At 63.3% G+C, this 23,125-nt stretch carries 26 protein-coding genes; 6 read left to right on the top strand and 20 right to left on the bottom strand.

The window, feature by feature from the left end; genetic code table 11:
- Positions 1-26 precede the first annotated feature (26 nt).
- The 6 genes from V8J83_RS05885 to V8J83_RS05860 form a co-directional block, all read right to left on the bottom strand.
- Positions 27-1,190: a M24 family metallopeptidase gene (locus V8J83_RS05885; RefSeq protein WP_339984424.1), complete on the bottom strand. Its 1,164-nt coding sequence runs from the start codon at positions 1,188-1,190 to the stop codon at positions 27-29.
- Complete coding sequence (locus V8J83_RS05880; protein ID WP_339984422.1) at positions 1,191-2,375, bottom strand: vWA domain-containing protein; 1,185 nt, start codon at positions 2,373-2,375, stop codon at positions 1,191-1,193.
- Between the two features lie 174 nt (positions 2,376-2,549).
- Complete coding sequence (locus V8J83_RS05875; protein WP_339984419.1) at positions 2,550-2,714, bottom strand: apolipoprotein acyltransferase; 165 nt, start codon at positions 2,712-2,714, stop codon at positions 2,550-2,552.
- A 15-nt stretch (positions 2,715-2,729) separates the two neighbouring features.
- Positions 2,730-4,085, bottom strand: a complete 1,356-nt coding sequence (locus V8J83_RS05870) for a DUF2927 domain-containing protein (protein WP_439649775.1) — start codon at positions 4,083-4,085, stop codon at positions 2,730-2,732.
- A gap of 22 nt (positions 4,086-4,107) precedes the next feature.
- Entirely contained in the window at positions 4,108-4,557 is a 450-nt protein-coding gene (locus V8J83_RS05865; protein WP_339984414.1) for a GNAT family N-acetyltransferase, read from the bottom strand.
- A 151-nt stretch (positions 4,558-4,708) separates the two neighbouring features.
- A complete protein-coding gene (locus tag V8J83_RS05860) occupies positions 4,709-5,548 on the bottom strand; it encodes an AAA family ATPase (RefSeq protein ID WP_339984412.1) in 840 nt (279 codons plus the stop codon).
- A gap of 259 nt (positions 5,549-5,807) precedes the next feature.
- On the opposite strand from V8J83_RS05860, the gene dksA reads away from it, so the two are divergent.
- Entirely contained in the window at positions 5,808-6,230 is a 423-nt protein-coding gene (gene dksA / locus V8J83_RS05855) for an RNA polymerase-binding protein DksA (protein WP_339986004.1), read from the top strand.
- A 79-nt stretch (positions 6,231-6,309) separates the two neighbouring features.
- Complete coding sequence (locus tag V8J83_RS05850; protein ID WP_339984410.1) at positions 6,310-7,461, top strand: FAD-dependent monooxygenase; 1,152 nt, start codon at positions 6,310-6,312, stop codon at positions 7,459-7,461.
- A 74-nt stretch (positions 7,462-7,535) separates the two neighbouring features.
- Here V8J83_RS05850 and V8J83_RS05845 read toward each other — a convergent pair whose 3' ends face one another.
- The 6 genes from V8J83_RS05845 to V8J83_RS05820 all read right to left on the bottom strand — a co-directional run bounded on the left by V8J83_RS05845 (position 7,536) and on the right by V8J83_RS05820 (position 13,109).
- Positions 7,536-8,276, bottom strand: a complete 741-nt coding sequence (locus V8J83_RS05845) for a proteasome-type protease (protein WP_339984408.1) — start codon at positions 8,274-8,276, stop codon at positions 7,536-7,538.
- Between the two features lie 74 nt (positions 8,277-8,350).
- The gene (locus V8J83_RS05840) at positions 8,351-9,154 is read right to left on the bottom strand and encodes a transglutaminase family protein (protein WP_339984406.1); all 804 of its coding nucleotides are present in this window, start codon (positions 9,152-9,154) and stop codon (positions 8,351-8,353) included.
- A 5-nt stretch (positions 9,155-9,159) separates the two neighbouring features.
- Entirely contained in the window at positions 9,160-10,101 is a 942-nt protein-coding gene (locus V8J83_RS05835; protein WP_339984403.1) for an alpha-E domain-containing protein, read from the bottom strand.
- Positions 10,102-10,105: 4 nt separating this feature from the next.
- On the bottom strand, positions 10,106-11,533 hold the full coding sequence (locus V8J83_RS05830; protein WP_339984401.1) for a circularly permuted type 2 ATP-grasp protein: 1,428 nt from the start codon (positions 11,531-11,533) through the stop codon (positions 10,106-10,108).
- Positions 11,534-11,739: 206 nt separating this feature from the next.
- The gene (dtd, locus tag V8J83_RS05825) at positions 11,740-12,183 is read right to left on the bottom strand and encodes a D-aminoacyl-tRNA deacylase (RefSeq protein ID WP_339984399.1); all 444 of its coding nucleotides are present in this window, start codon (positions 12,181-12,183) and stop codon (positions 11,740-11,742) included.
- A complete protein-coding gene (locus V8J83_RS05820) occupies positions 12,180-13,109 on the bottom strand; it encodes a carbohydrate kinase family protein (RefSeq protein ID WP_339984397.1) in 930 nt (309 codons plus the stop codon). Before V8J83_RS05820 ends, dtd begins: the two co-directional genes overlap by 4 nt.
- A 269-nt stretch (positions 13,110-13,378) precedes the next feature.
- Here V8J83_RS05820 and V8J83_RS05815 point away from each other — a divergent pair, with 269 nt between their 5' ends.
- Entirely contained in the window at positions 13,379-14,005 is a 627-nt protein-coding gene (locus V8J83_RS05815; protein WP_339984395.1) for a PEP-CTERM sorting domain-containing protein, read from the top strand.
- A gap of 70 nt (positions 14,006-14,075) precedes the next feature.
- On the opposite strand, the gene V8J83_RS05810 is transcribed toward V8J83_RS05815, so the two are convergent.
- Positions 14,076-15,197, bottom strand: a complete 1,122-nt coding sequence (locus V8J83_RS05810) for a TFIIB-type zinc finger domain-containing protein (RefSeq protein WP_339984393.1) — start codon at positions 15,195-15,197, stop codon at positions 14,076-14,078.
- A gap of 94 nt (positions 15,198-15,291) precedes the next feature.
- On the bottom strand, positions 15,292-15,861 hold the full coding sequence (locus tag V8J83_RS05805) for a cytochrome B (protein ID WP_339984391.1): 570 nt from the start codon (positions 15,859-15,861) through the stop codon (positions 15,292-15,294).
- A 137-nt stretch (positions 15,862-15,998) separates the two neighbouring features.
- On the opposite strand from V8J83_RS05805, the gene V8J83_RS05800 reads away from it, so the two are divergent.
- The 3 genes from V8J83_RS05800 to V8J83_RS05790 all read left to right on the top strand — a co-directional run bounded on the left by V8J83_RS05800 (position 15,999) and on the right by V8J83_RS05790 (position 17,851).
- Positions 15,999-16,418 carry a GlcG/HbpS family heme-binding protein gene (locus tag V8J83_RS05800; protein ID WP_339984389.1) on the top strand — a complete coding sequence of 140 codons (420 nt, stop codon included), beginning with the start codon at positions 15,999-16,001 and terminating at the stop codon, positions 16,416-16,418.
- Complete coding sequence (locus V8J83_RS05795; protein WP_339984387.1) at positions 16,415-16,795, top strand: RidA family protein; 381 nt, start codon at positions 16,415-16,417, stop codon at positions 16,793-16,795. The genes V8J83_RS05800 and V8J83_RS05795 overlap by 4 nt, the downstream gene beginning before the upstream one ends.
- Before the next feature lie 276 nt (positions 16,796-17,071).
- Positions 17,072-17,851, top strand: a complete 780-nt coding sequence (locus V8J83_RS05790) for a gamma-glutamyl-gamma-aminobutyrate hydrolase family protein (protein ID WP_339984385.1) — start codon at positions 17,072-17,074, stop codon at positions 17,849-17,851.
- 42 nt (positions 17,852-17,893) lie between these two features.
- On the opposite strand, the gene V8J83_RS05785 is transcribed toward V8J83_RS05790, so the two are convergent.
- The 6 genes from V8J83_RS05785 to V8J83_RS05760 form a co-directional block, all read right to left on the bottom strand.
- Positions 17,894-18,067, bottom strand: a complete 174-nt coding sequence (locus tag V8J83_RS05785) for a hypothetical protein (protein ID WP_339984383.1) — start codon at positions 18,065-18,067, stop codon at positions 17,894-17,896.
- Between the two features lie 101 nt (positions 18,068-18,168).
- Positions 18,169-18,378: a hypothetical protein gene (locus V8J83_RS05780; protein WP_339984381.1), complete on the bottom strand. Its 210-nt coding sequence runs from the start codon at positions 18,376-18,378 to the stop codon at positions 18,169-18,171.
- A complete protein-coding gene (locus tag V8J83_RS05775) occupies positions 18,375-19,973 on the bottom strand; it encodes an ATP-dependent DNA ligase (RefSeq protein ID WP_339984378.1) in 1,599 nt (532 codons plus the stop codon). Before V8J83_RS05775 ends, V8J83_RS05780 begins: the two co-directional genes overlap by 4 nt.
- Positions 19,970-20,851: an alpha/beta hydrolase gene (locus V8J83_RS05770; protein WP_339984376.1), complete on the bottom strand. Its 882-nt coding sequence runs from the start codon at positions 20,849-20,851 to the stop codon at positions 19,970-19,972. The genes V8J83_RS05775 and V8J83_RS05770 overlap by 4 nt, the downstream gene beginning before the upstream one ends.
- A complete protein-coding gene (locus V8J83_RS05765; RefSeq protein ID WP_339984374.1) occupies positions 20,848-21,858 on the bottom strand; it encodes a ligase-associated DNA damage response exonuclease in 1,011 nt (336 codons plus the stop codon). Before V8J83_RS05765 ends, V8J83_RS05770 begins: the two co-directional genes overlap by 4 nt.
- A 72-nt stretch (positions 21,859-21,930) precedes the next feature.
- Positions 21,931-23,010, bottom strand: coding sequence for a FliG C-terminal domain-containing protein (locus tag V8J83_RS05760; RefSeq protein WP_339984372.1), 1,080 nt, complete (start codon positions 23,008-23,010; stop codon positions 21,931-21,933).
- Positions 23,011-23,125: the final 115 nt, after the last annotated feature.

The following is a 23,125-nucleotide window of genomic DNA, read 5'->3' as shown; positions in this document are numbered from 1 at the left end:
GGGCGGGTTCGGCAATGCGGCGCGCGTCAGACCGCAAGCAGATCGGTTGAATAACGCGACAACCGGGTGGCTCCGCCGGACCCGACGACCAGCGTATGGCCGAGCGTCATGGCAAGGCCCGCGGCGCTGTCCATGAGGATCATGTGCAGGAAGAACGCCTGATTTTCTTCGATCAGGACGGGGTTCGCTTCGTAGAACATCGGAAATTCCACCCATATCGGGTTGTAGGCGATCCCCATCCCATAGCCGCAAGCCTGCAGCCGGGCATGGCCAAAACCGCGCGCATCGAAGACCTTTGCATGGGCGTCATAGACCTCCGCCATCGGACGACCCGGCTGGATCGCGGCTTCGCAGGCCTCCAACGCTTCCTCGCACGCGGCGTGCATGGCGCGGTGCTGCTGCGAGGGCGGCCCGATCACGATCGTGCGCATCGCTGCGGCGTGGTAGCGCGCCGCCGATCCCGACCATTCCAGCGTCAATTGATCGCGCTCGGCCAGGCGCCTGCGTCCGGCAAAGGATCGGCACAACAGCGCGTTGGCCCCGGATCCGATCACCGTTTCATTGCCCGCAGGCTCGCCGCCCATCGACAGGATCGCGGCTTGCATGGCGGCATGGATATCGCCCTCGAACGCGCCGGGTGCGGTGGCGTCCAAGGCCGCATCGAGTGCTGCATCACTCATCGCGGCGGCGTTTCGGATCATCTGAATTTCACTGTCGGATTTCACCCTGCGCACAGTCGCGATCAGGTCCGAGGCCTCGATCAGGTCGGGGAGTACGGCGGCGATGGCCAGCCCGTTGGCATGGGTCAGCCCGGCGGTGCGCGTTTCCCACCCGATGCGTTTGCCCGCGAGACCCAGTGCGGCCAGAAGCTCGGCCAGATCGAGTGCGGGATTTGCGCCCTGATGCTCTCGCCAGACATGGATCTGCGCGTGGGGAATGACAGAGGTGTTCTGTGCCTGCCGCAGATCGGGCAGGCGGGTCAGCAGATCGACACGCCCGTCCGCGTCCAGCACCATCGCCTGGAACATTGCAAATCCGAACGTGTCATAGCCGGTCAGCCAATACATGCTTTCGGGCGCAAACAGCAGCACGGCATCAAGCCCGGCGTCCTTCAATGCGCGGACGGCACGGCTTTGTCGTGCGCGAAATTCGTCCGGTGAAAACAGCGGCGGTGTGGCTTCCAGGATCATCTATTTGCCCAACTCGCGCATGCCCCGGTCGATCCCTTCGAGCGTCATCGGCACCATGCGCCCTTCGAAAATCTCGGCGATCATTTGCGTCGATTGCGTGTAGCGCCAATGACGCTCGGGCGTGGGATTGATCCAGAGGTGATCGGGCCATTGGGCGCGGGCGCGTCGCAGCCAGACCTGACCGGCTTCCTCGTTCCAATGCTCGTTCGCTCCGCCGGGAAAGGCGATCTCGTAGGGAGACATCGCGGCGTCGCCCACGAAGATGCATTTGTAGTCGGGGCCGTAGGTGTTCATCACCTCATAGGTCGGGATCTGTTCGGACCAGCGGCGGCGGTTGTCGCGCCAGACGGCTTCGTAAAGGCAATTGTGGAAGTAGTAATATTCAAGATGCTTGAACTCGGCCTTTGCGGCGGAGAACAGCTCTTCCACGACCTTTACATGGTCGTCCATCGACCCGCCGACATCGAGAAAAAGGATGACTTTTACGGCATTGCGGCGTTCCGGCCGGGTCTTGACGTCGAGCCAGCCCTGTTCGGCGGTGGCGCGGATCGTGCCGTCCAGATCCAGTTCGTCCGCCGCGCCGTCGCGGGCCCATTGGCGTAGGCGTTTGAGGGCGACCTTGATGTTGCGCGTGCCCAATTCTATGTCGCCGTCGAGGTTCTTGAACTCGCGCTTGTCCCAGACCTTTACAGCGCGGCGGTGGCGGGATTCATTTTGGCCGATGCGCACGCCCTCGGGGTTGTAGCCATAGGCGCCGAACGGCGAGGTGCCTGCGGTGCCGATCCATTTGGACCCGCCTTGATGGCGTTTTTCCTGCTCCTTGAGGCGCTGGCGCAGAGTGTCCATCAGCTTTTCGAAGCCGCCCATCGCCTCGATCTCGGCGCGTTCTTCTTCGGTGAGGTGCTTTTCGGCGAGTTTTTCGAGCCATTCTCGGGGGATCTCGGTGGCGTCCATCACGTCATCGAAACTGATCGCCTCAAGGCCTGAAAAGGCATGGGCGAAGGCCTGATCGAAGCGGTCGAGGTGGCGTTCATCCTTCACCATTGCGGTGCGCGCGAGGTAGTAGAAGCCGTCCACGTCATAGGTCACGAGGCCACGGCTCATCCCCTCCAGAAACGCGAGGTATTCGCGGAGGGAAACGGGGATGCGGGCGGCGCGGAGGGTTTCGAAGAACGGCAGGAACATGACGCGAGTGTAGCGCGGTTACACAATGGGGTCGAACGGGAAAATACGGTGGTAGCACGCGTGCTACCTTAGGTTATTCACCTGAAACATAACGAAAAACGAATTCTGGTTAACGATTGATTTACCACGATGGGACGGCTGCGAGGACAGCCTTTGGCTGGAGGAGGGGCCGTGTTATTGCGGCGCGGGAACCACCAGCATCACGATCGTGCCGATCAGAAAACCGATCAGCGCAAAGACGGCAGCCCATTGCGCCATATCCTGCCAATTGCCCTTGCGCCGCCATGCCAGAGCCGCGCCAAGCAGAATGCCGATCCCGGCCCCGATGAAATTCAGCATGCCATGCCCCAGACGTTATCGCCGCGGGGAAAGCGCGGCCACTTCGGTCAGCCGTGCGCCGACCGCAGCCTGACCGCCAAAGCCATATCGGCCCCAGGCGAGGCTGTCGAGCCGAACGGAGCGTGCCTCGGACGGGCGGCCGGCATCGTCGAGCGCCTCGGCCCGGATCATGAGAAGCGTCGACAGGAGCGATGCGTTCTGTGCCCGCGTGGCCGCTGGCATCGCGCGCGCGGTCAGCGCGAGGGCCTCTTCGACCTGGCCCGAGGACAGGGCAAAGGCGGCCAGTTGCATATCGACATGCGCCGATTGGATGCCGCCCGGCGCGACGCGGTCGAAGATGCCGGAGGCTTGCTGAAACGCTTCGATGGACGCTTCGACATCGCGGCTGAGCGTCAGGCGACCCAACGCGAAATAGGCGAAGGCGGTCCGGGTGTCGTTCCAGTTTTGCTGCCGGGCGAGGCGCACGGCGCGTTCGGCGGCCTGAACGCGCGCGGCATCCGATGAGCCCGGCCCAAGTGCGGTTTCAATCGCGGAAATCCAGGGTCGGGGCGTCACCGAGCCGCGCCCCCCGCCCACGGCAGAGCCGCCGGAGGGATTGAGCCGCGACAGGATTGCGGGCAGCCGTTCGGCCACGTCGCCCCGCGTCATGCCCGAGCGCAGGCCCGCGTCGTAATAGGCGCGCAGGATCAGCATGTCGAAGCCGGTCAGAACCGCGTTGAAATTGTCATCGTTGAAGACGCTGTCGGACAGCCGGTAGAGGTCGTTGAGCGGGCCGAGGGCCTGAGCGATTTCTTCGTGCAGGCAGTCGCGCATCTCCTGCGGGGACACATCGGACGGGATGAAGACGGCGACGCGTTCGCGGGTTTCAAGCGTTGTCCAATCGAGCGTTCCACCCGAGCGGTTGCGCCGGAATTCTGCCCAGGAACTGACACGCGGCACCACGAAGCAGGCGGCCTGCGGCACGACCCGTTGCATGCGTGCGCGCGGCATTGTTTCGATCGTGATCGACGCATCCGAGGAGACGCGGCTGATCGGGATGTCGGCCTCTGCGCGCAGGCGCGCCAGCAACCGATCCAGATCAAGGCTCATCGAGGCGGGCACGGCCCCCGTGATCGCCACCGTCACGGGCCCCTCGAAGCGGCTCATGCGCTCGATCACACGGCCCGATTCCATCTGGAAGCTGAGGTCGAGAAAATCCGCCGCAACCGAGCTGTTGGACCGCGACGGCGCGGGGGCGCGGGCCTGCGCAAAGGTGTTCATCGGCGGCAAGGCATTGGGCAGGGCTGCAGCGCGGCGTTCGGCGACATCCGTGCCGCTTGTGGGCATGCAGGCGGACAGCGCAAGCGCCGCGACGGGGATCAGGCGGGTCAGGAAACGGATCACGTCAGGTGCCTCACGCTCGGGAATATTTCATGAAGTCAGTGGGTTGCGCGACGCGGTCGTAAAGCGTGCGCGCGGTCGTGTTGGTGGTCTGTGTCATCCAGTAGACAATCGGTCGGCCGGACGCATCGGCATCGGCATAGACGGTTTCGATCAACGCCCGCCCGACGCCGGTTCCCCGCGCGCGGGGCAATGCGAAGAGGTCCTGCAGGTAAGTCACATCCGCGGCCCGCCACGTGTGCGCATGCACGATGATATGCACCAGACCGATCAGCCCATCGGCATCCGCGGCAATCCAGCCCTGCATGTTCGCACGGTTCGTATCAAGCAGCCGTTCGAACAAGACGTCATCGTGCGAGGGGTCGATATCGGCGTCGTAGAAGGTGAGATATCCCCGCCAAAGCACGCCCCAATCGGGCCGATCCCGCCGCCCGAGGGGGCGGATGTCGAACGATTTCGTCAAAGTGTGAATACCTTAAATTCGGGTGCGGGCACGCTGCTCCGCCGCACAATGTTTCCGAATTATGGCAGGAATCGGGCAGCGGAGTAGGGGGCGGGTGCATTTGCTGCGCCTCCTGTGGCGCATGGGCCATGACCCTCGGCAGGCGGGTGCGCTATCGCTGCGCGCGGGCCATGAAGGCGAGCCGTTCGAAAAGCGCCACATCCTGCTCGTTCTTGAGCAGTGCGCCATGGAGTTTCGGCAGCGCATTGGCCCCGTCGCGGCGCAGATCCTCGGGGCTCAGGTCCTCGGCCAGAAGCAATTTCAGCCAATCGAGGACTTCGGAGGTTGAGGGCTTTTTCTTCAACCCCTGCTGTTCGCGGATCTCGTAGAATTGCGTGAGCGCCGTGGTCAGAAGATCCTGTTTGATCCCGGGGTGATGGACCTCAACGATCTTGCGCATCACGTCGGCATCGGGGAACCGGATGTAGTGGAAAAAACACCGCCGCAGGAACGCGTCGGGCAGTTCCTTTTCATTGTTGGAGGTGATGATCACAATGGGCCGGATGCTGGCCGAAACGGTTTCGCCGGTCTCGTAGACAAAGAATTCCATCCGGTCGAGTTCTTGCAGAAGGTCATTGGGAAACTCGATATCGGCCTTGTCGATCTCGTCGATCAGGAGGACGCATTTCTCTTGCGCCTCAAAGGCTTGCCAGAGTTTTCCCTTGCGAATGTAGTTGCGCACATCATGGACGCGTTCCTCGCCCAACTGACTGTCACGCAGGCGGCTTACGGCATCGTATTCGTATAGCCCCTGCTGCGCACGGGTGGTCGATTTGATGTGCCATTCGATGATCGGCAGGCCGAGACTTTGCGACACCTGACGGGCCAGCTCTGTCTTGCCGGTGCCGGGCTCTCCCTTGACCAGGAGCGGGCGTTCGAGCGTGACGGCTGCGTTGACCGCAACGGTCAGGTCGTCGGTTGCGACATAGTCTTCGGTGCCCTGAAACTGCATCTTGCTCCCCCGCGAAAGTCGGCCTGCGATGACGGGTATGGCTTGGGCACACGAAACGCAAGTCACGCATAGCATGAGGAAATCCGTGTTTGTGCCGCGCAAAGAGCGACCGTTTCAGATTTATCGCACTTGATAGTGTAAACGGCTGTTTCTGGACGTGACAAAGCGCGCGCGCCCGTGTAATCGACCGCTCAAGGGCTGCATGGACTGGCAAGGGCAAGACACCATGAACGACACCAGCCCCTTCGAGGGGAGCACAATGAAAGCAGAGATTTTCCTGCCGGAGGATTACCGTCCGGCAGAAGATGAACCGTTTATGAACGAGCTTCAGCTGGAGTATTTTCGTCGCAAGCTGCTGAGTTGGCGCGATGATCTGCTGGACGAAAGCCGTTCGACCGTCACCACGTTGCAGGATGGCACGCGCAACATTCCCGATGTGGCCGACCGTGCCTCCGAAGAGACCGATCGCGCGCTGGAATTGCGCACCCGCGATCGTCAGCGCAAGTTAATCGCCAAGATCGACCAGGCACTGCGCCGCGTGGAAGAGGGCGAATACGGCTATTGCGAAGTGACCGGTGAACCGATCAGCCTGAAGCGGTTGGACGCGCGCCCCATCGCCACGATGAGCCTTGAAGCGCAGGAGCGCCACGAGCGCCGCGAAAAGGTCCACCGCGACGACTGACCGCTTGGTCAAACGCACAATGCAAGGGCATCCATCCCGGTGAACGGGGGATGCCCTTTTTCTTTGGAGGTTCAGGCCCGTGTTGATCGGCAAACCCATCACCGTGATTGGCGGCGGCATCGGCGGGCTCGCGGTCGCGCTGGCCTGCGCGCAGCGCGGTGCGGTCGTTACGGTTTTAGAACAGGCACCCGCAATCACCGAGGTCGGCGCGGGCCTTCAGATCTCGCCCAACGGGTGGGTTGTGCTTGAGGCGCTTGGGATCGCTGAGGCCGTCGCGGCCAATGCGCCCCGATCCACCGCCGTGCGGCTGCGCGACTTCCGGCGCGGCGCCGAGGTCTTTGCGATGAAATTGACAGAGCCGTTCCACCTGGTCCACCGCGCCGACCTGATTGATGTGTTGCACGCGGCCTGCGGGGACGCCGGCGTCACGATCCGCCTCAGCGTTCGGGTCGCGGAGGTCACGCCCGAGCCGGAGGGTAATGTGCTGAGCCTTGCCGATGGCACGACGGAGCGCCATGGCCTGACACTGGCCGCCGATGGCCTGGGCTCTGCCGCGCGCCTGGCGCTGAACCCGCGCACGAAACCCTTCTTCACCGGTCAGGTTGCGTGGCGGGCGACCGTGCCGAGCGGCGATCTGCCGACTGAGGCGCATGTGTTCATGGGCCCGGGCCGCCACCTTGTGCGGTATCCGCTGCGCGGTGGTGCGCTGACCAATATCGTGGCGGTGGAAGAGCGGGATCAATGGGCGGCGGAGGGCTGGAACCATTCGGACGACCCTAAGAACCTGCGCGCGGCATTCACCGATTTTTGCCCTGAAATCAGAGACCTGCTGACCAAAATTGAAGTGCCAAATCTTTGGGGCCTGTTCCGGCACCCAATTGCGAAAAGCTGGCATTCCGATGCGCTGGCGCTTCTGGGTGATGCGGCCCACCCAACGCTGCCCTTCCTCGCGCAGGGCGCGAACCTGGCTCTGGAAGACGCCTACACCGTGGTCCGTTGCCTGACCCACGAAGCCGAGACGTCCACCGCGCTCGCTCAATACCAGGCCCTGCGCAAACCGCGTGCCGCGCGGGTGGTCGAGGCCGCCAATGACAACGCCGCCAATTACCACCTTCGGCCCGGACCGCTCCGCTTTGCCGCGCATAGCGCGCTTCGCCTGGCCTCCCGGTACGCGCCGCATGTGGTGGCCAACCGCTACCGCTGGATCCACACGCACGACGTGACGCACTAAGCTTGGGTCGGAGCCCGTTTCGTCTTGCAGAATTGGCTCCGGCGGCGGCAGATCCGGGGGCAGCCTTGGTCTTGTCAGTCCAGTGAGAAGTCCGGCAACGTGTCGAAGGCTTCACGCAGCTTTTCACCCCAACCTGATGAGATCTCTGCGAAAAAGGCATCGTCCTGTTCGATCCGGCGGATCTGTCCATGGCGGAAGGTGTCGGTTTCATAGAGGTGAAGATCAAAGGGCATCCCGACGCTCAAATTCGCCTTCAGCGTCGAATCAAAGCTCAGCAGCAAGAGCTTCACCGCTTCCTCGAATCGCATTTCGGGGTCGTAAGCGCGCACGAGGATGGGTTTGCCGTACTTCGTCTCACCGATCTGGAAAAACGATGTGTCGGCGCAAGATTCCACGAAATTGCCTTCCGGATAGATCAGGAACATCCGCGGCTCGCCGCCTCGCACCTGCCCCCCCAGTATCAGTGTCGCGCCGAAGGTACTGTCGGCTTGCGGCCCCTCGATGCCTGATTGATCGGCGATCACTTCGCGCAGCGTCTCGCCCACCAGCCGTGCGACCTGAAACATCGAAGGCGCTTCGACGATCGACAACGTGCCGCGTTCCTCGGCCGGCAGCGCGCGTTCGTTCAGCAGGCTGACCACGGCCTGCGTGGTCGCCAGATTGCCCGCCGTCATCAGGGTGATCGAGCGCTCGCCCGCGACCTCCCATTGGAACATCTTCTTGAAAACGCTGATGTTATCGACACCGGCATTCGTGCGGGTGTCCGACATGAACACCAGCCCGCGATTGAGCTTCATCCCCACGCAATAGGTCATGGCCCGACGTTCCCCAGCAATAATGGCCCCAGTAGGCATGGCGGCCTTTGTAACACCGCTTCGTTAACCTTGCTTTACTGTTGCGCCACTTGAATGTCGACGGCCATGGCCTCGCCTTCCGCACCGTAATGGATGCCCGCAATCGGCGCGGCCTCGGCGTAATCAAGGCCGGTGGCTACGCGTACGTAGCGCGGGTCCGGCGAGATCCCGTTGGAGATGTCGAACCCCACCCACCCCAGGGATGGCACATGTACCTCGGTCCAGGCATGGGACGCGTCCTGATGCACGCGGTCATCCATCATCAGGTAGCCCGAAACGTAGCGCGCCGGATGGCCGAGCGCGCGGGCCGCAGACAGGAAGATATGCGCGTGGTCCTGGCACACGCCCGCGCCAATCTCGATCGCACCCTCCGCGCTTGTTTGGGACGTGGTGCGCCCGATCTCGTAGGACACGGTCTCGCGCACCCGCGCGGACAGGGCATGCAGGCGCGGCAGGTCTTCCTCAATGTCGTCGTGTAAGTCTTTGATCAGGCTTTGAACATTTGGCCCGGGCCGCGTCAGGTCGGTGCTACGCTGGAAATACCACAGCGGCGCAAAGCCCGCGTGTTTACCGATCATTCCCGCGGTGTCACCGGTCGCGACCACACCCTTGCAGGCGATCGTCACCTCGGTGGCGTCCGGGGCGAAGGACACCAGCGTGACCGTGTTGCGGTTCTGGTCCGAGAAGGAGGTCTCGATCTGCCCGCCTTCGACGTGCATGTCCCACATTTCAACGGATTGCCCATTGTGATCCTTGGGCGTCAGGCGCAATTGTTGCAGCCCGTACTGCGCAGGCGAGACGAAGCGGTAGGTCGTCGTGTGTTGGATCGAAAGTTGCATATCCGTTACCCCAGAAACCGGTAATCCTGCTCGATCTGCCCGCCGAGGCGGCCCAGATCGTTCAGCATTTCGGTCAAGAATTCATGCAGGCCCTCTTCGAAGACATCATCGACGGTGGCGTGTTGCAGCCGGGCCTGAAGCACGTCGACCTGATCGTGGCAGGAATGACGCTGGCCGTAGCTTTCTTCGAGATAGGCCAGGTTCGATGCGATCTTGCCGACGGAAAACCTCAGCCCGCGCGGCATGCGCGAATCGAAGATCAGAAAATCTGCGATGCCCTTGGGCGTGATGTCGCCTTGGGTGAGCCAGCGATAGGCGCGCGCGCCCGCGACCGAGCGCAGGATCGTTTCCCATTGCACATTATCGAGGTCCGATCCGATCTGCGTGACCGACGGCAGAAGCACGTAATACTTCACGTCAAGGATCCGCGCAGTGTTGTCGGCGCGTTCAAGAAACGTGCCCAATCGGCAAAAATCGAAAATGTCATTGCGCAGCATCGTGCCATGCATCGCGCCCCGCACCAGCGCCGAATGCTGCCGGATGGTGGCCAGAACCTCGGGCAAACGCCTTGGTGCGACGGGGCCGGCGAGGGTGTCTTTCAGGCCCATATAGGTGTCGTTGATGGCCTCCCACACTTCGCGGGTCAGCGCGGTGCGCGTCAGCCGCGCGTTCTGGCGCGCCGCCGCGATGGAGGACAGGACGGAAGACGGATTGTCCTTGTCGCGCAAAAGGAAATCGATGGCGTTCTCCTGATCCACATCGCCGTGTTTGGCGGCGTAGATCTGATCGACGGCGGCGGTTTGCAGCACGGAATGCCACTCGTCATCGGACCCTGCGGGCCGGGTCAGGGCGATGCGAAAGCCCGTCTCGATCAATCGCGCGGTATTTTCCGAGCGCTCAAGGTAGCGGAAGAGCCAGAACAGGCCGCCTGCGGTTTTGCCCAACATCGCCCTAGTCCTCCAACACCCAGGTGTCCTTGGTGCCGCCACCCTGGCTGGAATTCACCACCAGCGAGCCTGCCTTGAGCGCCACACGGGTGAGCCCGCCGGGCGTGAGCGTGATCTTCTCGGGCGACATCAGCGCAAAGGGGCGCAGATCGACATGGCGCGGTGCGAGGCCCTTTGAGGTGAGGATCGGACAGGTCGAGAGCGCAAGCGTGGGCTGCGCGATGTAATTGTCGGGACGGGCCCGAAGCTTCTTGGCGAAAGCCGCAATCTCCGCCTTCGAGGCGGCGGGCCCCACCAGCATGCCGTAGCCGCCCGAGCCATGCACCTCCTTGACCACCAGTTCGGAGAGATGATCGAGCACATAGGCGAGGCTGTCGGCCTCGGAGCAGCGCCAGGTCGGAACGTTCTGCAAGATCGCCCGCTCGCCGGTGTAGAACTCGACGATATCGGGCATATAGCTATAGATTGCCTTGTCGTCAGAGATCCCGGTGCCGGGCGCATTGGCGATGGTGATGCCGCCCGCGCGGTAGACATCCATGATGCCAGGCACGCCCAACTGGCTGTCTGGATTGAAGTTCAGGGGATCGAGGAAATCGTCATCGACACGGCGGTAAAGGACGTCGATGGCCTTGTATCCTTCGGTCGTGCGCATCGCGATGCGCCCGTCCACGACGCGCAGATCGTGCCCCTCGACAAGCTCGACGCCCATCTGATCGGCAAGAAACGCATGTTCGAAATAGGCGGAATTATGGATGCCGGGGGTCAGCACCGCGACGGTGCAATCGCCGTCACACGCCATGGGAGCGCAGGCTGCAAGCGAGCGGCGCAGGCTGGTGGGGTAGGTGCCCACGGGCCGCACCTTGATCTGGTTGAACAGCTCAGGGAACATCTGCAGCATCGTCTCGCGGTTCTCCAGCATGTAGCTGACGCCGGAGGGGGTGCGGGCGTTGTCTTCGAGCACGAAAAACTCGTCCTCGCCGGTGCGCACCAGATCGGTGCCGACGATATGGGTGTAGACCCCGCCGGGGGGCGAGACACCGATCATCTGCGGCAGGAACGCCTCGTTGCGGTCGATCAATTCGCGCGGAACACGGCCCGCGCGCAGGATCTCCTGCCGATGATAGATGTCATAGAGAAACGCATTGATCGCGCGCACCCGCTGTTCGATGCCTTTCGTAAGCCGCGCCCATTCGCGCGCCGCGATCACCCGCGGCACGATATCAAACGGGATCAGGCGTTCATCGGCCTCTTCGGCGCCGTAGACGTTGAAGGTGATGCCGGTGCGGCGAAAAAAGCTTTCGGCGTCTGCGGATTTGCGCCGGAGCTCCTTCATGTCTTCGGATTGGAACCACGCATCATAGGTCGCGTAGGGGGTGCGGGGCTGAGCGTGCCCGCCGGTCATTTCGTCGAAAAATCGGCTGTTGTCGGTCATTGCTCCTCCAAGCGTCTCACCCTAACAGAGGTGCGCCTGAGCGAAAGGGCCAGTGTTTTTATAGATGTTGCAGAGGCTTATCTAAAAACTGCCGGTCTTTTGGGCGGTTTTGAAACGGCTCGATTTCTATGTCAGCGAACGGCAAATCGCACGGATCGGGTAAGGGGCGCTGTGCGTGGCGGCAGTGGCGTGCCACGCAAAGAACGTCAGCCGTCGGTGTCGAGCCAGAGGGTGACGGGGCCATCGTTGGTCAGGCGGACAGCCATCTCCGCGCCAAAGCGGCCCGTCTCGACCGGCACGTCAAGGGCGCGCAGGGCAGCGGCGAAATGGAGGTAGAGCTGTTCGCCCTGCTCCGGTGGGGCGGCGGTGGAAAAACCGGGACGGTTGCCGCGGGAGGTGTCGCCCGCAAGGGTGAACTGGCTCACGACCAAGGCGCTTCCGCACACATCAACGAGCGCGCGGTTCATTTTGCCGGCCTCGTCCTTGAAGACGCGCAGTTTGGCGATTTTTGCGGCCAGCTTGTTGGCCTCGAGCTCCGTGTCGCCCTGCATGGCGCAAATCAGAATCAGAAGCCCACGCCCGCATTGGCCGATAAGATCGCCCGCAACCTCGACCTTGGCCTCAGATACACGCTGGATCAGGGCCCTCATGCAAGCTCGTCCATGCGGGGCGGGTTTGCGCCCGCGCGGCTTACGGTGACGGCGGCGGCTTTGACACCGAGGGTCATCGCCTCGCGCAGCGTTTCGTCGCTCAGGCCCTTGCGGATCTGCCCCTTGTCGAGCGCACCCGCCGTTGAAAGCCCCGCGAGAACGCCCGCGTTGAACGTGTCGCCCGCGCCGACGGTATCGACGACCTCGACCATCTGCGCGTCGATATGAACCTCGCCGCCCGCGTGGAACGCCGTGACGCCATCGCCGCCCTGCGTGACCAGAACCAGCGCGGGCCCCTTGGTCAACATGCGCTCGGCCAGCATCGGCAGGCCGGTTTCTTCCCCCAGCAGCCAATGCAGGTCCTCGTCGGAGGCCTTCACGATATCGGTGGAGGCCAGCATGCGGTCCATGCGGGCGCGAAACACGGCCTCATCGCGGATGAAGCTTGGCCGAATGTTGGGGTCCACCATTACGACATGGCCTTGCGAGGCGCGGTCGGCCATCTCGGCATAAGCCTCGGCGCAGGGCTCAACGGCGAGCGAAATCCCCCCGAAGAAACAGGCCTTTGCCGCCTCTGGGATCGCGGGCAGATCATCATCGGTCAGCATCCGACCGGCGGTGTTTTCGTCGTAAAAGGCGTAACTGGCCTGCCCATCGGTAAGGGTCACAAACGCCAGCGTCGTAGGCCGGTCCGAGCGGTGAGCAAGCGCGCTGCCGACACCATTGGCCGTCAGCACACCGGCCAGCCGCTCACCGAACAGGTCGCTGGAGAGGCCGGTGAAAAATTCCACCCGTTGCCCCAACCGCGCCAGTGCTACGGCGGTGTTGAACACCGAACCGCCGGGGTAGGGGGCGAACGCCGCCTCGCCGCCTTCGGTCTGTCGGGGCAGCATGTCAATCAGGGCTTCGCCAGCGCAAAGGATCATCGTCGGGCTCCAATGGTCGTCGTCTGATATGACCGGGTCGCGGCCATGCGGTGATAGCGGTAACGGCAAGCGCGCTGACATTCCATAGTTTATCGGCCCACGGTTCATAGGCACGCATTTTCAGGAGAGGACCGGGAAAACAGGGCCGCCGGTGTTGGGTCAGTAAAAAAAGCAGGTGATTTGCGAAACTTTGGCGGCGCGCCTCACGTTCTTGTTGACGGGGACGTTATGTCCGGCCTCCAAACGAACCATAAAAGGGGAACGATAGTATGGGAATTTCCAATTATATCGCGGCAGCTGTTGTGGCCTTCTGCGCCATGGGGGGCGCGGCCCAGGCAAGCACCGTATCGCTGGATTTCGAGAGTTTCGGCGGATTCTACGACGCCGATTTTGATTTTGGCGGTGTAAGTTTTCAGGCGGGTGAACCCGGTCAGCAGATGCAGGTCGGCTCCTTTGGTGCCAATGGGCCCGGGCAATCCGGCAACACGCTGCGCGCAGCCGTGCCGCCGTTCGGCGGCTTTCCCCGCGGTGGCGCGTTCGGTGGCACGTTCCTGGGCAGCACGGTTTCTGCCCTGAGCCTGGTAGCTGGCGACAGCGGCGGTGATCTCGACATCTTCAACCTGCAGGCGTTTGATGCCAGCGGCAACCTGCTTGACGAGACTGGCGAGGTGAGCGGAAATTCCGCGGTCGCGCTGAGCGTGTCGGGCAGCGGGATTGCGAGCTTTTTCCTATCGATCGGCGACCGGCCCGACAACAACGGGTCGAGTTTCGTGGACAACGTGAGTTTCACCCAGGAGGTGGCTCCGGTGCCGCTTCCGGCGTCCCTGGCGCTTCTGGGCGCGGGAGTGCTGGGGCTAGGTCTCGTGGCGCGGCGGCGTCGGAAGACGGCCTTCTGATTGCAACCTCGATTGGAGGTCGACGGCAGCCCCGCGTCTGCGCGGGGCTGTTTACGTTCGTACGGCGGGCCTAGACGTCGGCCAGCTCCATTCCGTAGATCACGGCCGCCGCCAGAACGATCGCCAGAACAATCGCGATGGCGATCTTGATCGCGGAATAGGGGCGTTCACCCTGCACCTTGCCGGATTGGGCATTCACTACGAAGCGATAGCTTTTTCCGCGGTATTTGTAGGCGGCGATCCAGACCGGCAGCAGGATATGTTTGAAGGTCGTGTTGTCGACACGGGTGTTCATGGCATCGATGCGCTGCGCATCGCCGCCGATGTCGCGGCGGATGTCGCGGCGGATCTGCGCGTCCATGATCCGGCGGGCCTCGGCCATGCCCTCGTCAAGCTCGACCGTGTAGCCCTCGGCGCGGAAGCCCGACAGAAACTCCGGCCTGTATTCGGCCAGACCGGCGAGGTTCCATGGCGCCAGCGCATCGGTGTAACGCTTGGGCAGCGAGCGCGAGGCCAGCACCAGAATATCATCGAAAAACCGGCTGACGCGGCCCTGCGTGCGGGTCCAGCGCATGCGGCGTTGCTGTTTCGGTTTGCCGTCAGCGCCGGTAACGGTGACGTAATAGGCCGTCCCGCGCTGGCCCCGGTACGAGGTCGCGGTATCGGCATCATAGGTCCAGTACGGGACGTAGATCCCGTCGAGCGAGCGGCCTTTGCGGGCGTAGTCCTTGAGCCCGTTGGGCGCGAACCACAGGCTGCCAAGCCAGCGGTCCATGGCCTTGTGCGCGTCGCGTTCCTCAAGCTGGAACGGGATCACACCTTTGGGTTTGATGTGACGGTGGGTGCCGGTGTCGGTGACCACGGGCGTAGCGCAGAACGGGCATTCCTTGGCGTGTGTGTCGGCATCGAATTGCACCTGCGCGCCGCAGGACGGGCATTGCGAAACGCGGGTCTCCTCGATTTCCATCGCCGACAATTGGCCCCGCAACGCGGCTTCGAAATCGTTCTCGACCAGGGCCACTCCGGCCTGATCCTCGGGCACGTCAATGGGCTCTTCATGGCCGCAATGATCGCAGATCAGCTTGCCCTGCGTCGGTGCAAAGCGCATGTCCGAGCCGCAATTCGAACAAGGAAATCGATGCTCGTCGCCCGGGCGGGCGGTTTCAGGCAGGTTGTCGAACGTGTCGGACATTGGGGCGGGCTCTTCTTGCCGTGGAACAGGGCGCGTGCACCACCATTTCGCGACTGGCCGCGCAACTCAACCCGTCAAACGACAGGTCTCGGTGCTATAGATAGCGATGCAGCACCCGCGGCGCCATGATCCGAAGCGCATTGTCACGCAGCCAGACATGACGCCAGATATGAAATCCCGCATGGGCGATGACGATCACGGCCAGCGCGTAGAATTGGTAGACATGCAGCCACGACACGATTGCATGGGCCTGCGGCAAATCAAGCGGAGGCGCGACGGGCAACACCCCACCCGCACGCAGCAGGACGGCCGAGGTCAGGCCAAGGCCAAACCCGCCAAGCGCGACAAGAAACAGCCCCCAGATCAGGGTCTTGTGAAGGAGCGGATGCACACGCCGCGCAAGCGGCGGCAGTTTCGGGCCCGGGCGGGAGGCCAGACCTTTGCGAAGATGCGTCGCCGTCCAGATCAGCGCCAGCGTCACGAAGATCAGGCCGTTGATGGAATGCAGCTGGAACCAGCCGGGCCCCATCCGGCGCAGCGCGTCGGGATCGGCGAACATGAACCAGATGAAAAACGGGATGATAGCCCAGTGCAACGCCTTGAGCAGGCTGCGCCGTCGCGGCAGGCGCGCGGTGGCGAAAGGGGGGAGCAGGCGGGCGATCATGGGTGTCACGATAGCGACGTGGGCGCGAGGTGCCAATGAAAGCCCCGTGATCGCGCCTTGTGGGTGGGGCGCAAAGCCGGTTGCCCCGGCGCGGCGGGTCGGTGAAAAAGACGCAACCCAAGCCGGAGAAAGCCGCCATGATTACCCTTGAAGCCGCCCGAACCATGATTGCCACCGCCCGCGCCAAGGGGCGCGAGATGGACTTGCGACCACTGTCCGTTGTCGTGCTGGATGCCGGTGGCCATGTGCTTGCCTTCGAGCGCGAGGACGAGGCCGCGCCCGGCCGGTTCGAGATCGCGCGCGGCAAGGCCTATGGCGCGGTGATGCTGGGGATGCCCGGCAGCGCTCAGATGGCCCGTGCCGAGACGCAAGCGTATTTCATGGCCGCTGTGAACGGCGCCTATGGCGGTAAGGTGATCCCGGTGCCAGGCGGTGTTCTGGTGCTGCGCGACGGGGTTGTAGTGGGAGCGGTTGGCGTCACGGGCGACACGTCCGAGGCGGATGCAGAGGTGGCCGTTGCGGGGATCGAGGCCGCGGGCTTCGAGGCGCGTGCATGAGACGCCTGATTTCGTCGGGGTCGCCGTTCGAAGCAGAGATCGGCTACAGCCGCGCGGTGGTGCAGGACGGATGGGTCTTCGTCGCGGGCACGACAGGGTTCGATTACGCAACCATGGAGATCGCGGAGGATATCGCGGCGCAGGCCGAGCAGACGTTTCGCAATATCGACGCAGCGTTGCGCGACGCCGGAGCGGACATGTCTGATGTGGTGCGGGTGAGCTACTTCCTGCCTGATGCGGCCGATTGGGAGGCCTGTTGGCCCGTGATCCGCGCGTGGTTGGGCGAGGCGCGACCGGCAGCGACCATGATCGCGGCGCGCCTGCAAGATCCGCGCATGAAGATCGAGATCGAAGTGACGGCGAAATTGCCGGATTGAGGCGCCGGATGGGGCGGATGTCGGAGGCGCAGCATTCGGTCGACCTAGGGCACCGTCCCGCGAGGCTTTTTGACAAGATGACAAGGTGGGACCGGCATGCCGGTCGCCCGGTGTCCTTGTTGTTTTGAGCAGCGTCCGTATTTGCGGATTCTCGGGCGTTGATCTGCCGGAATTTGCGGCATGTGCATAAATGCGGGGCGGTCTGCGCGTTACAATGCCTTTTCCTTGCCACGCTTCAGGGTTAGGTAATCTTTCATATGCAACGTTGGGGGTCTTATGCCTCGTCCCGTTATCGGCATCATTGGAAATCATTACCTCATCAACGATGAGTACCCGACCCATGCGGGCGGTACGATGAATTCGGAAGCCATTGCGGAGGTGTCTGGCGGTTTGCCGATGATCATCCCCTCCGATCCGCGGTTCATTGATCTGGACGACCTTCTGGAGGTCTGTGACGGGTTCCTGTTCACCGGTGGGCGTCCGAATGTGCATCCCGAGGAATATGGTGAGGATTATACCGAAGCGCACGGCACCATGGATCGCGCGCGCGATCAGCTGGCGCTGGCGCTGGTACGGGCTTGCGTCGAGCGGGGGCAGCCGTTTTTCGGCGTCTGCCGCGGATTCCAAGAGGTCAACGTGGCCATGGGCGGCTCGCTTTATCCCGAGATCCGGGATTTGCCGGGTCGGATGAACCACCGCATGCCGCCCGATGGCACGATGGAGGAGAAGTTCGCCCTGCGCCATGAGGTGACCTTTGGCGACAACGGTCCCTTCCATCGACTTCTTGGTGCGCGCACGGTGATGACCAACACGCTGCACGGGCAGGGGATCAAGGTGCCCGGCCCCCGTGTGGTGATTGACGGTCATGCGCCTGACGGCACGCCCGAAGCGATCTATATAGCCGACGCGCCTGGCTTCACCTTGTCCGTGCAATGGCATCCCGAATACCGCGCCGCCGATGATCCGGTCAGCCAGCCGTTGTTTGCCGCGTTTGGCGAGGCCGCGCGGGAATGGGCCGCGGGGCAACGGCCCGTTGCGGTGGGCGACGTCGCCTGAGCTGTCTCGCCATGGGTGCCGGCGCGCCTTGCCTCACGCGGGTCAGGTTTGCCGCGCGCCGCGCAATTCCTTGATGTGGAGCCGGATCTGATCCCACTTACGGCTTTCGGCGGTATTCTGCGCATTGCGCGCCTTTTGTGCCGCTTCGGCCTCGGCTTTGTCGCCATGGGCCACGAACAGGGCGTGGGCGTATTGGGTGATATCGCTTTGAAGCATCTTCCAAATCCTCCAGGTCAGGGGTTCGGTGCCCTCATCTATACCACAAAACGCCCTTTGAGTTGAGGGGCCAGGCCGTGCCGCTGCCCGCCCCTGCGCGTTCAATCCGCTTGGGCAAGAAACGCCATCGCTGCCCTGAGGTCGGCGGTCAGCTTCTGAAAATCCGCTGAGCTGCCGCTTGCAGTGACCTGTTCCAGGAGGGCGAACCCGTTGCAGATCACCCGGTCGGTACCAGGCCGTCCGCCATCAGAGGTTACGCAGGCCAGAGCCGGGGTGCAGGCGAGAGTGGCCGCAAATGCAGCGGAGATCACCCATATGTCTCCAGCATTTGGTTCAGATCATCGAGCGTGTTGGCCTCGGCCAGCGGCTTGTCCTTGCGCCAACGGGCCATGCGGGGAAAGCGCAACGCGACGCCGGATTTATGGCGGGGGCTGGCCTGAATGCCCTCGAAGGCGATCTCGAAGACATGGTGCGGTTTGACCGCACGCACCGGGCCGAAGCGGTCGGTGGTGTTCTTGCGCACCCAGGCCGTGATTTCGCGAAACTCCGCGTCGGTCAGGCCGGAATAGGCCTTGGTGAAGGGCACAAGATCGTTGCCGTTCCAAACGGCGAAGGTGAAGTCGGTGTAAAGTGTCGCGCGCCGTCCCGAGCCCGCTTGCGCATAGATCATCACCGCGTCGATGGTCAGCGGATCGACCTTCCATTTCCACCAATCGCCCTTCTTGCGACCGGCCAGGTAGGGCGCGTTCAGGCGTTTGAGCATCAGCCCCTCGGCGCCGATATTGCGGCTGATCGCGCGGGCCTGGGTGAGCCCGTCCCAAGCATCGGATTTGATGCGGGGAGAGATGCGGATCGGCAAGTCGGCGGGGAGGGTGGCGATGGTTTCTTCGAGGATGGCGCGCCGGTCGGCCAGCGGGGTCTGGCGCAGGTCCGCCCCCTGCCATTCGAGAAGATCATAGGCCATCAGGATGCAGGGCGCCTCGGCCAGGAGCTTCTTCGGCACGGTTTTGCGCCCGATGCGCGGTTGCAGCTTGTTGAAACTGAGCGGGGCTTCAGCCGCGTGATCATAGGCCAGAACTTCGCCGTCCAAAACGGTGCCGGAGGGTAGAAAATCGATGAGCTGCGCAAATTCCGGGAAGCGGTCGGTCATCAGGTCTTCGCCCCGCGACCACAAGAATCGCTCGCCGCCGCGCAGGATCAATTGTCCCCGAATGCCATCCCATTTTCGCTCGGCCAACCAATCACTTACGTCGCCAAGTTCATGTGGTTCCTGCTCCAGTTGGTAGGCGAGGTAGAACGGATAGGGACGGCTCAGGTCGGCCGTCGGATCGGGCGCTTCGATCAAACTGTCCCACGAGACCGTGTCGGGCGACCAATCGCCCATCAGGCGGTGGGTCAGTTCGGCCTCCTCGATCCCGGTGGCCTTGGACAATGCGCGTGTCATCAGTTTCTGGCTGACCCCCATGCGCCAGCCCCCGGTGATCAGCTTGTTGAACACGAAGCGTTCGATCGGCGGTAACCCGTCCCAGGCCTGCAGAATGGCGGCCTTGCGCGTGTCTTCATCTGCGGTGTCGAGACCGCGCAGCGTTGCGATCCACGCGCTGAGCGACTTTTCGATGCGCGATTTCGGCTCCGGCAGGACCAACGCGATGGTCTCGGACAGGTCGCCCACGACGGGGTAGCAGGCCTCGAACAGCCACAGCGGGATGCCTGCGCGTTCGGCAGCCCATTCCCGCAATTTGGTGGTGGTGATTGCGCGCCGCGGGCGGCGCCCGGACAAAAGCGCAATGGTCCAGATCTTGTCGTCCTCGTGTGCGGCGGCAAAATAGGCGGCAAGCGCCTCGATCTTTGCGCTGGTCTTGGTTGTCTGGTCCAGCGTGGTGAAAAGGGCGGCAAAGTCCTTCATGCGTGCGATTTGATGAAGTCGGCGAGCTGCGCGATGGCACGGTCGGCGACGGGGGCGCGGCCCGCGTGCAGGTGCCAGACATGTTGCAGGCCGGGCCAGAGATCAAGCGTGGCGTCATCCATCGCGGCGACGATGCGGGCGCTGTCTTGGGCCAGGGCTTCGCCGGTCGCGGCTTGGATCAGGGTGGGGGGCAGGCCAGAAAGATCGCCCAAAAGCGGGGAGATTTCCGGTGCGGTGGGGTCGAGGCCGCGCAGATAGACCTCGCGGATGCGCGCGGGCCATTGCGGTGGGATCAGGATCTCGTTTTCGGCCTCTCCAAATCGCGCCTCGACCGAGCCGGATAGATCCCCGATGGGCGCGATCAGGCAGGCAGCTTTCGGCAATGGCCAGCCCATATCACGCGCATGTTGCAAAACGCTGAGCGACAGGCAACCGCCCGCGCTGTCGCCTGCGATGGCGATGGGGGGCGTTCCGGCCTCTACCAGGCGCGCATAGGTGGCAATGGCATCGTCGCGGGCGGCGGGAAACGGGTGTTCGGGGGCCAGCCTGTAGCTTGCGGCAACGGCGCGCATGCCGGCCGCCTTGGCCAGGGCCCCGACCAACGCCGCATGGGTGCGGGGGCCGCCGATGGTGAAGCCGCCGCCGTGGATATAGAGGATGACGGGGGCATCACGGGCGACGGCATCGGGACGGAACCAGAGCGCGCCGTGCCGGTCGCGGATCGGGATCATGCCGCGCGGCAGCCGTCCGCCGATTCGGGCGATGAGGGCGAACAGGACGCGCAGGATGCGTTGCGGAGCAACGAAGCGCAGGGCGGCGCGTTCGAGGGTGCGGGCCTGAAGAACAAAGAAACGGTCGGCCAGGGACAGGGGTTTCATGCGACGGTTTCCTCTGCTTCATCAAGGTCTTCGCCGCCGAATTCCGTCTCGACTATCCCCGCGTCATAGCCTTGCTCAGCCAACCACTGGCGGAACTGCGCGGTGTAGCCGTGGGTCACGAACACGCGCTCGGCGCCGGTTTGCGCTATGGCCCAGTTAAGGCCTTTCCAATCGGCGTGATCGCTGACGACAAAGCCGCGATCGGCGGCACGGCGGCGGCGCACCCCGCGCAGCCGCATCCAGCCCGAGGCAAAGCCGGTTGAGACTGCGCCGAAGCGCTTCATCCTTGCAGACCCAAGCGCCGATGGCGGGGCGAGCACGATGGCATTGGGGTGAGATTTGGCGTCGATCCCGTCGGTCACCCGGATCGTATCGGGTAGTTGCAGGCCCTGCGCGCGCAACACGGTGTTCGTGGCCTCGACCGCGCCATGGGTCAGGATCGGGCCGATGCCCGGATCGAGCAGGCGCAGGATGCGCTGTGCCTTGCCGAGGGCATATACGCCGAGAACGGCGCGCTTTCCTTCGGCCACGCAACCGGCCCACCACGCGTTGAGATCGCGGGCCAGCACGTCTTGGTCGGGCCAGTCATAGATCGGCAGGCCAAAGGTGCTTTCGGTGATGAACGCGTGGCAAGGGATGGGTTCAAACGGCTCGCTGAGCCCGTCGTCGATCACCTTGTAATCGCCGGACGCGACCCAGACCTCGCCGCCGACTTCAACGCGGATCTGGGCGGAGCCGGGCACATGGCCCGCGGGATGAAAGCTGATGTTGGCATCACCGATGCGGTGTCTGACGCCGAATTCAGTGGTTTGCATGTGGATATCGGCGCCGAGCCGGTGATGGATCACCGGGGCGGCGGCGGCCGTCGCCATGTAGGCGCCCATGCCCGGACGGGCATGGTCGGAATGGCCATGGGTGATCAGGGCGCGCGGCACCGGACGCCAGGGGTCGATATAGGCGTCAGCGGCGGGGCAGTAGATACCGGCTTCGGTGAATTTGAGGACCATTGCCAAAAGATAGGTCCATTTGAGGGCCGGGGCGAGCGCGTAGTTCGGAAAGGCCCCGGGAGGCGCGCTGATCTACTCCTCGGGGATGAGAAGCGTGATCTCTCCTTCGGCCTCGAGAGTGCGGATTGCGGCGATGACGGCGGCCATGGCTGCTTCGCCCTCGTCGGGTTTCGGAGCGCTTCGGGCGTCGGCATCATCGCGCAATTGCTCAGCCAGACGTTTGGACATGTTCTCAAGCAGGAACTCGACGGATAGCTCTGCGCCCTCTTTGCCTGCGGCGAGTGCTGTAACGGCGGTATCGTTGTCGACCTTGCGCATGACCAAAGGCACATCGGCGGGCTCCAGCCGGGCGGGGATATGCGGGAAGGCGAAGATCGATTTGCGTACCTCGGCGGCGAAAGGCTCATCACGCGTTTGCAGGTTTTCAAGCATGCGGTCGCGCGCCTGCTGCGGGGTCGCGTTCAGGATCGCGCCGACCCGTTCAGCAGCTGCCTTGTCGAAGGCGTTGATCGGAGCAGCGTCGAGGATCGAGAGTACGTGCAGGCCGATCCGATCGACCAGTTCGGGCGTAATCGCTTCCGTCAGCGCCATGGAATGCGCCAACACATCCGAGCGTTCCGGCGGCACGCCTGCCAATAACTCGGCCGCATTCGCCACGCTCAGCTTGGACAGAAGGACCGAACACACCTCAGCACTTTCGCTGCTCAAGAGCGGGCGCAGGCGGTCCACGGATTGCCGCGCGATCCGGCCCCAAGGGTCGGACGTGTCGTTTTGCTCTGCGGTGGCGCGCAGCTTTCCGAGGGCGCCGGGCGCGAGATAGGGTTCCAGCAATTCAACGGTTTCGGTCAAATCCTGCGGGAAACTGAGGGCCAGATTGTCGATTTTGTGGGTGAACTCGTGCACAACCTCCGCCAGCGTCGGTTTGTCGATGTTTCCAAGGGCGGCAATGGTATGGGCCAATGCGTGCTGATCGTCCGGCGATAGCTTGCTGACCCCCAACGACACGCCATGGCCAAGAAGCAGCCGAACGATTACGGCGGCCTTTTGCTTCTTGCTCAGTCTGCGCGGCGTCACATCGAGCATGCGCAGGTCCTGCGTCACGTCGCCATCCAGCACGATCGAGGATTTTTCCGCAGCGAATGCGTCTTGCATGGGCAGCCCCCCGGTTTCGAGACCCGTCCCATGTCCTACCGCTTGCAGGTTAACAGGAGGTGAGCATCCCGGCCCGCGACCGCTAAAATCCGACATAAAAAGCCGGCGCGCAGGG

It is taken from the genome of Gymnodinialimonas ulvae, from assembly GCF_037543845.1.
Lineage (GTDB): Bacteria > Pseudomonadota > Alphaproteobacteria > Rhodobacterales > Rhodobacteraceae > Gymnodinialimonas > Gymnodinialimonas ulvae.
The sequence above is the reverse complement of the archived record's forward strand: the minus strand, read 5'-3'. Positions and strand labels throughout refer to the sequence as shown.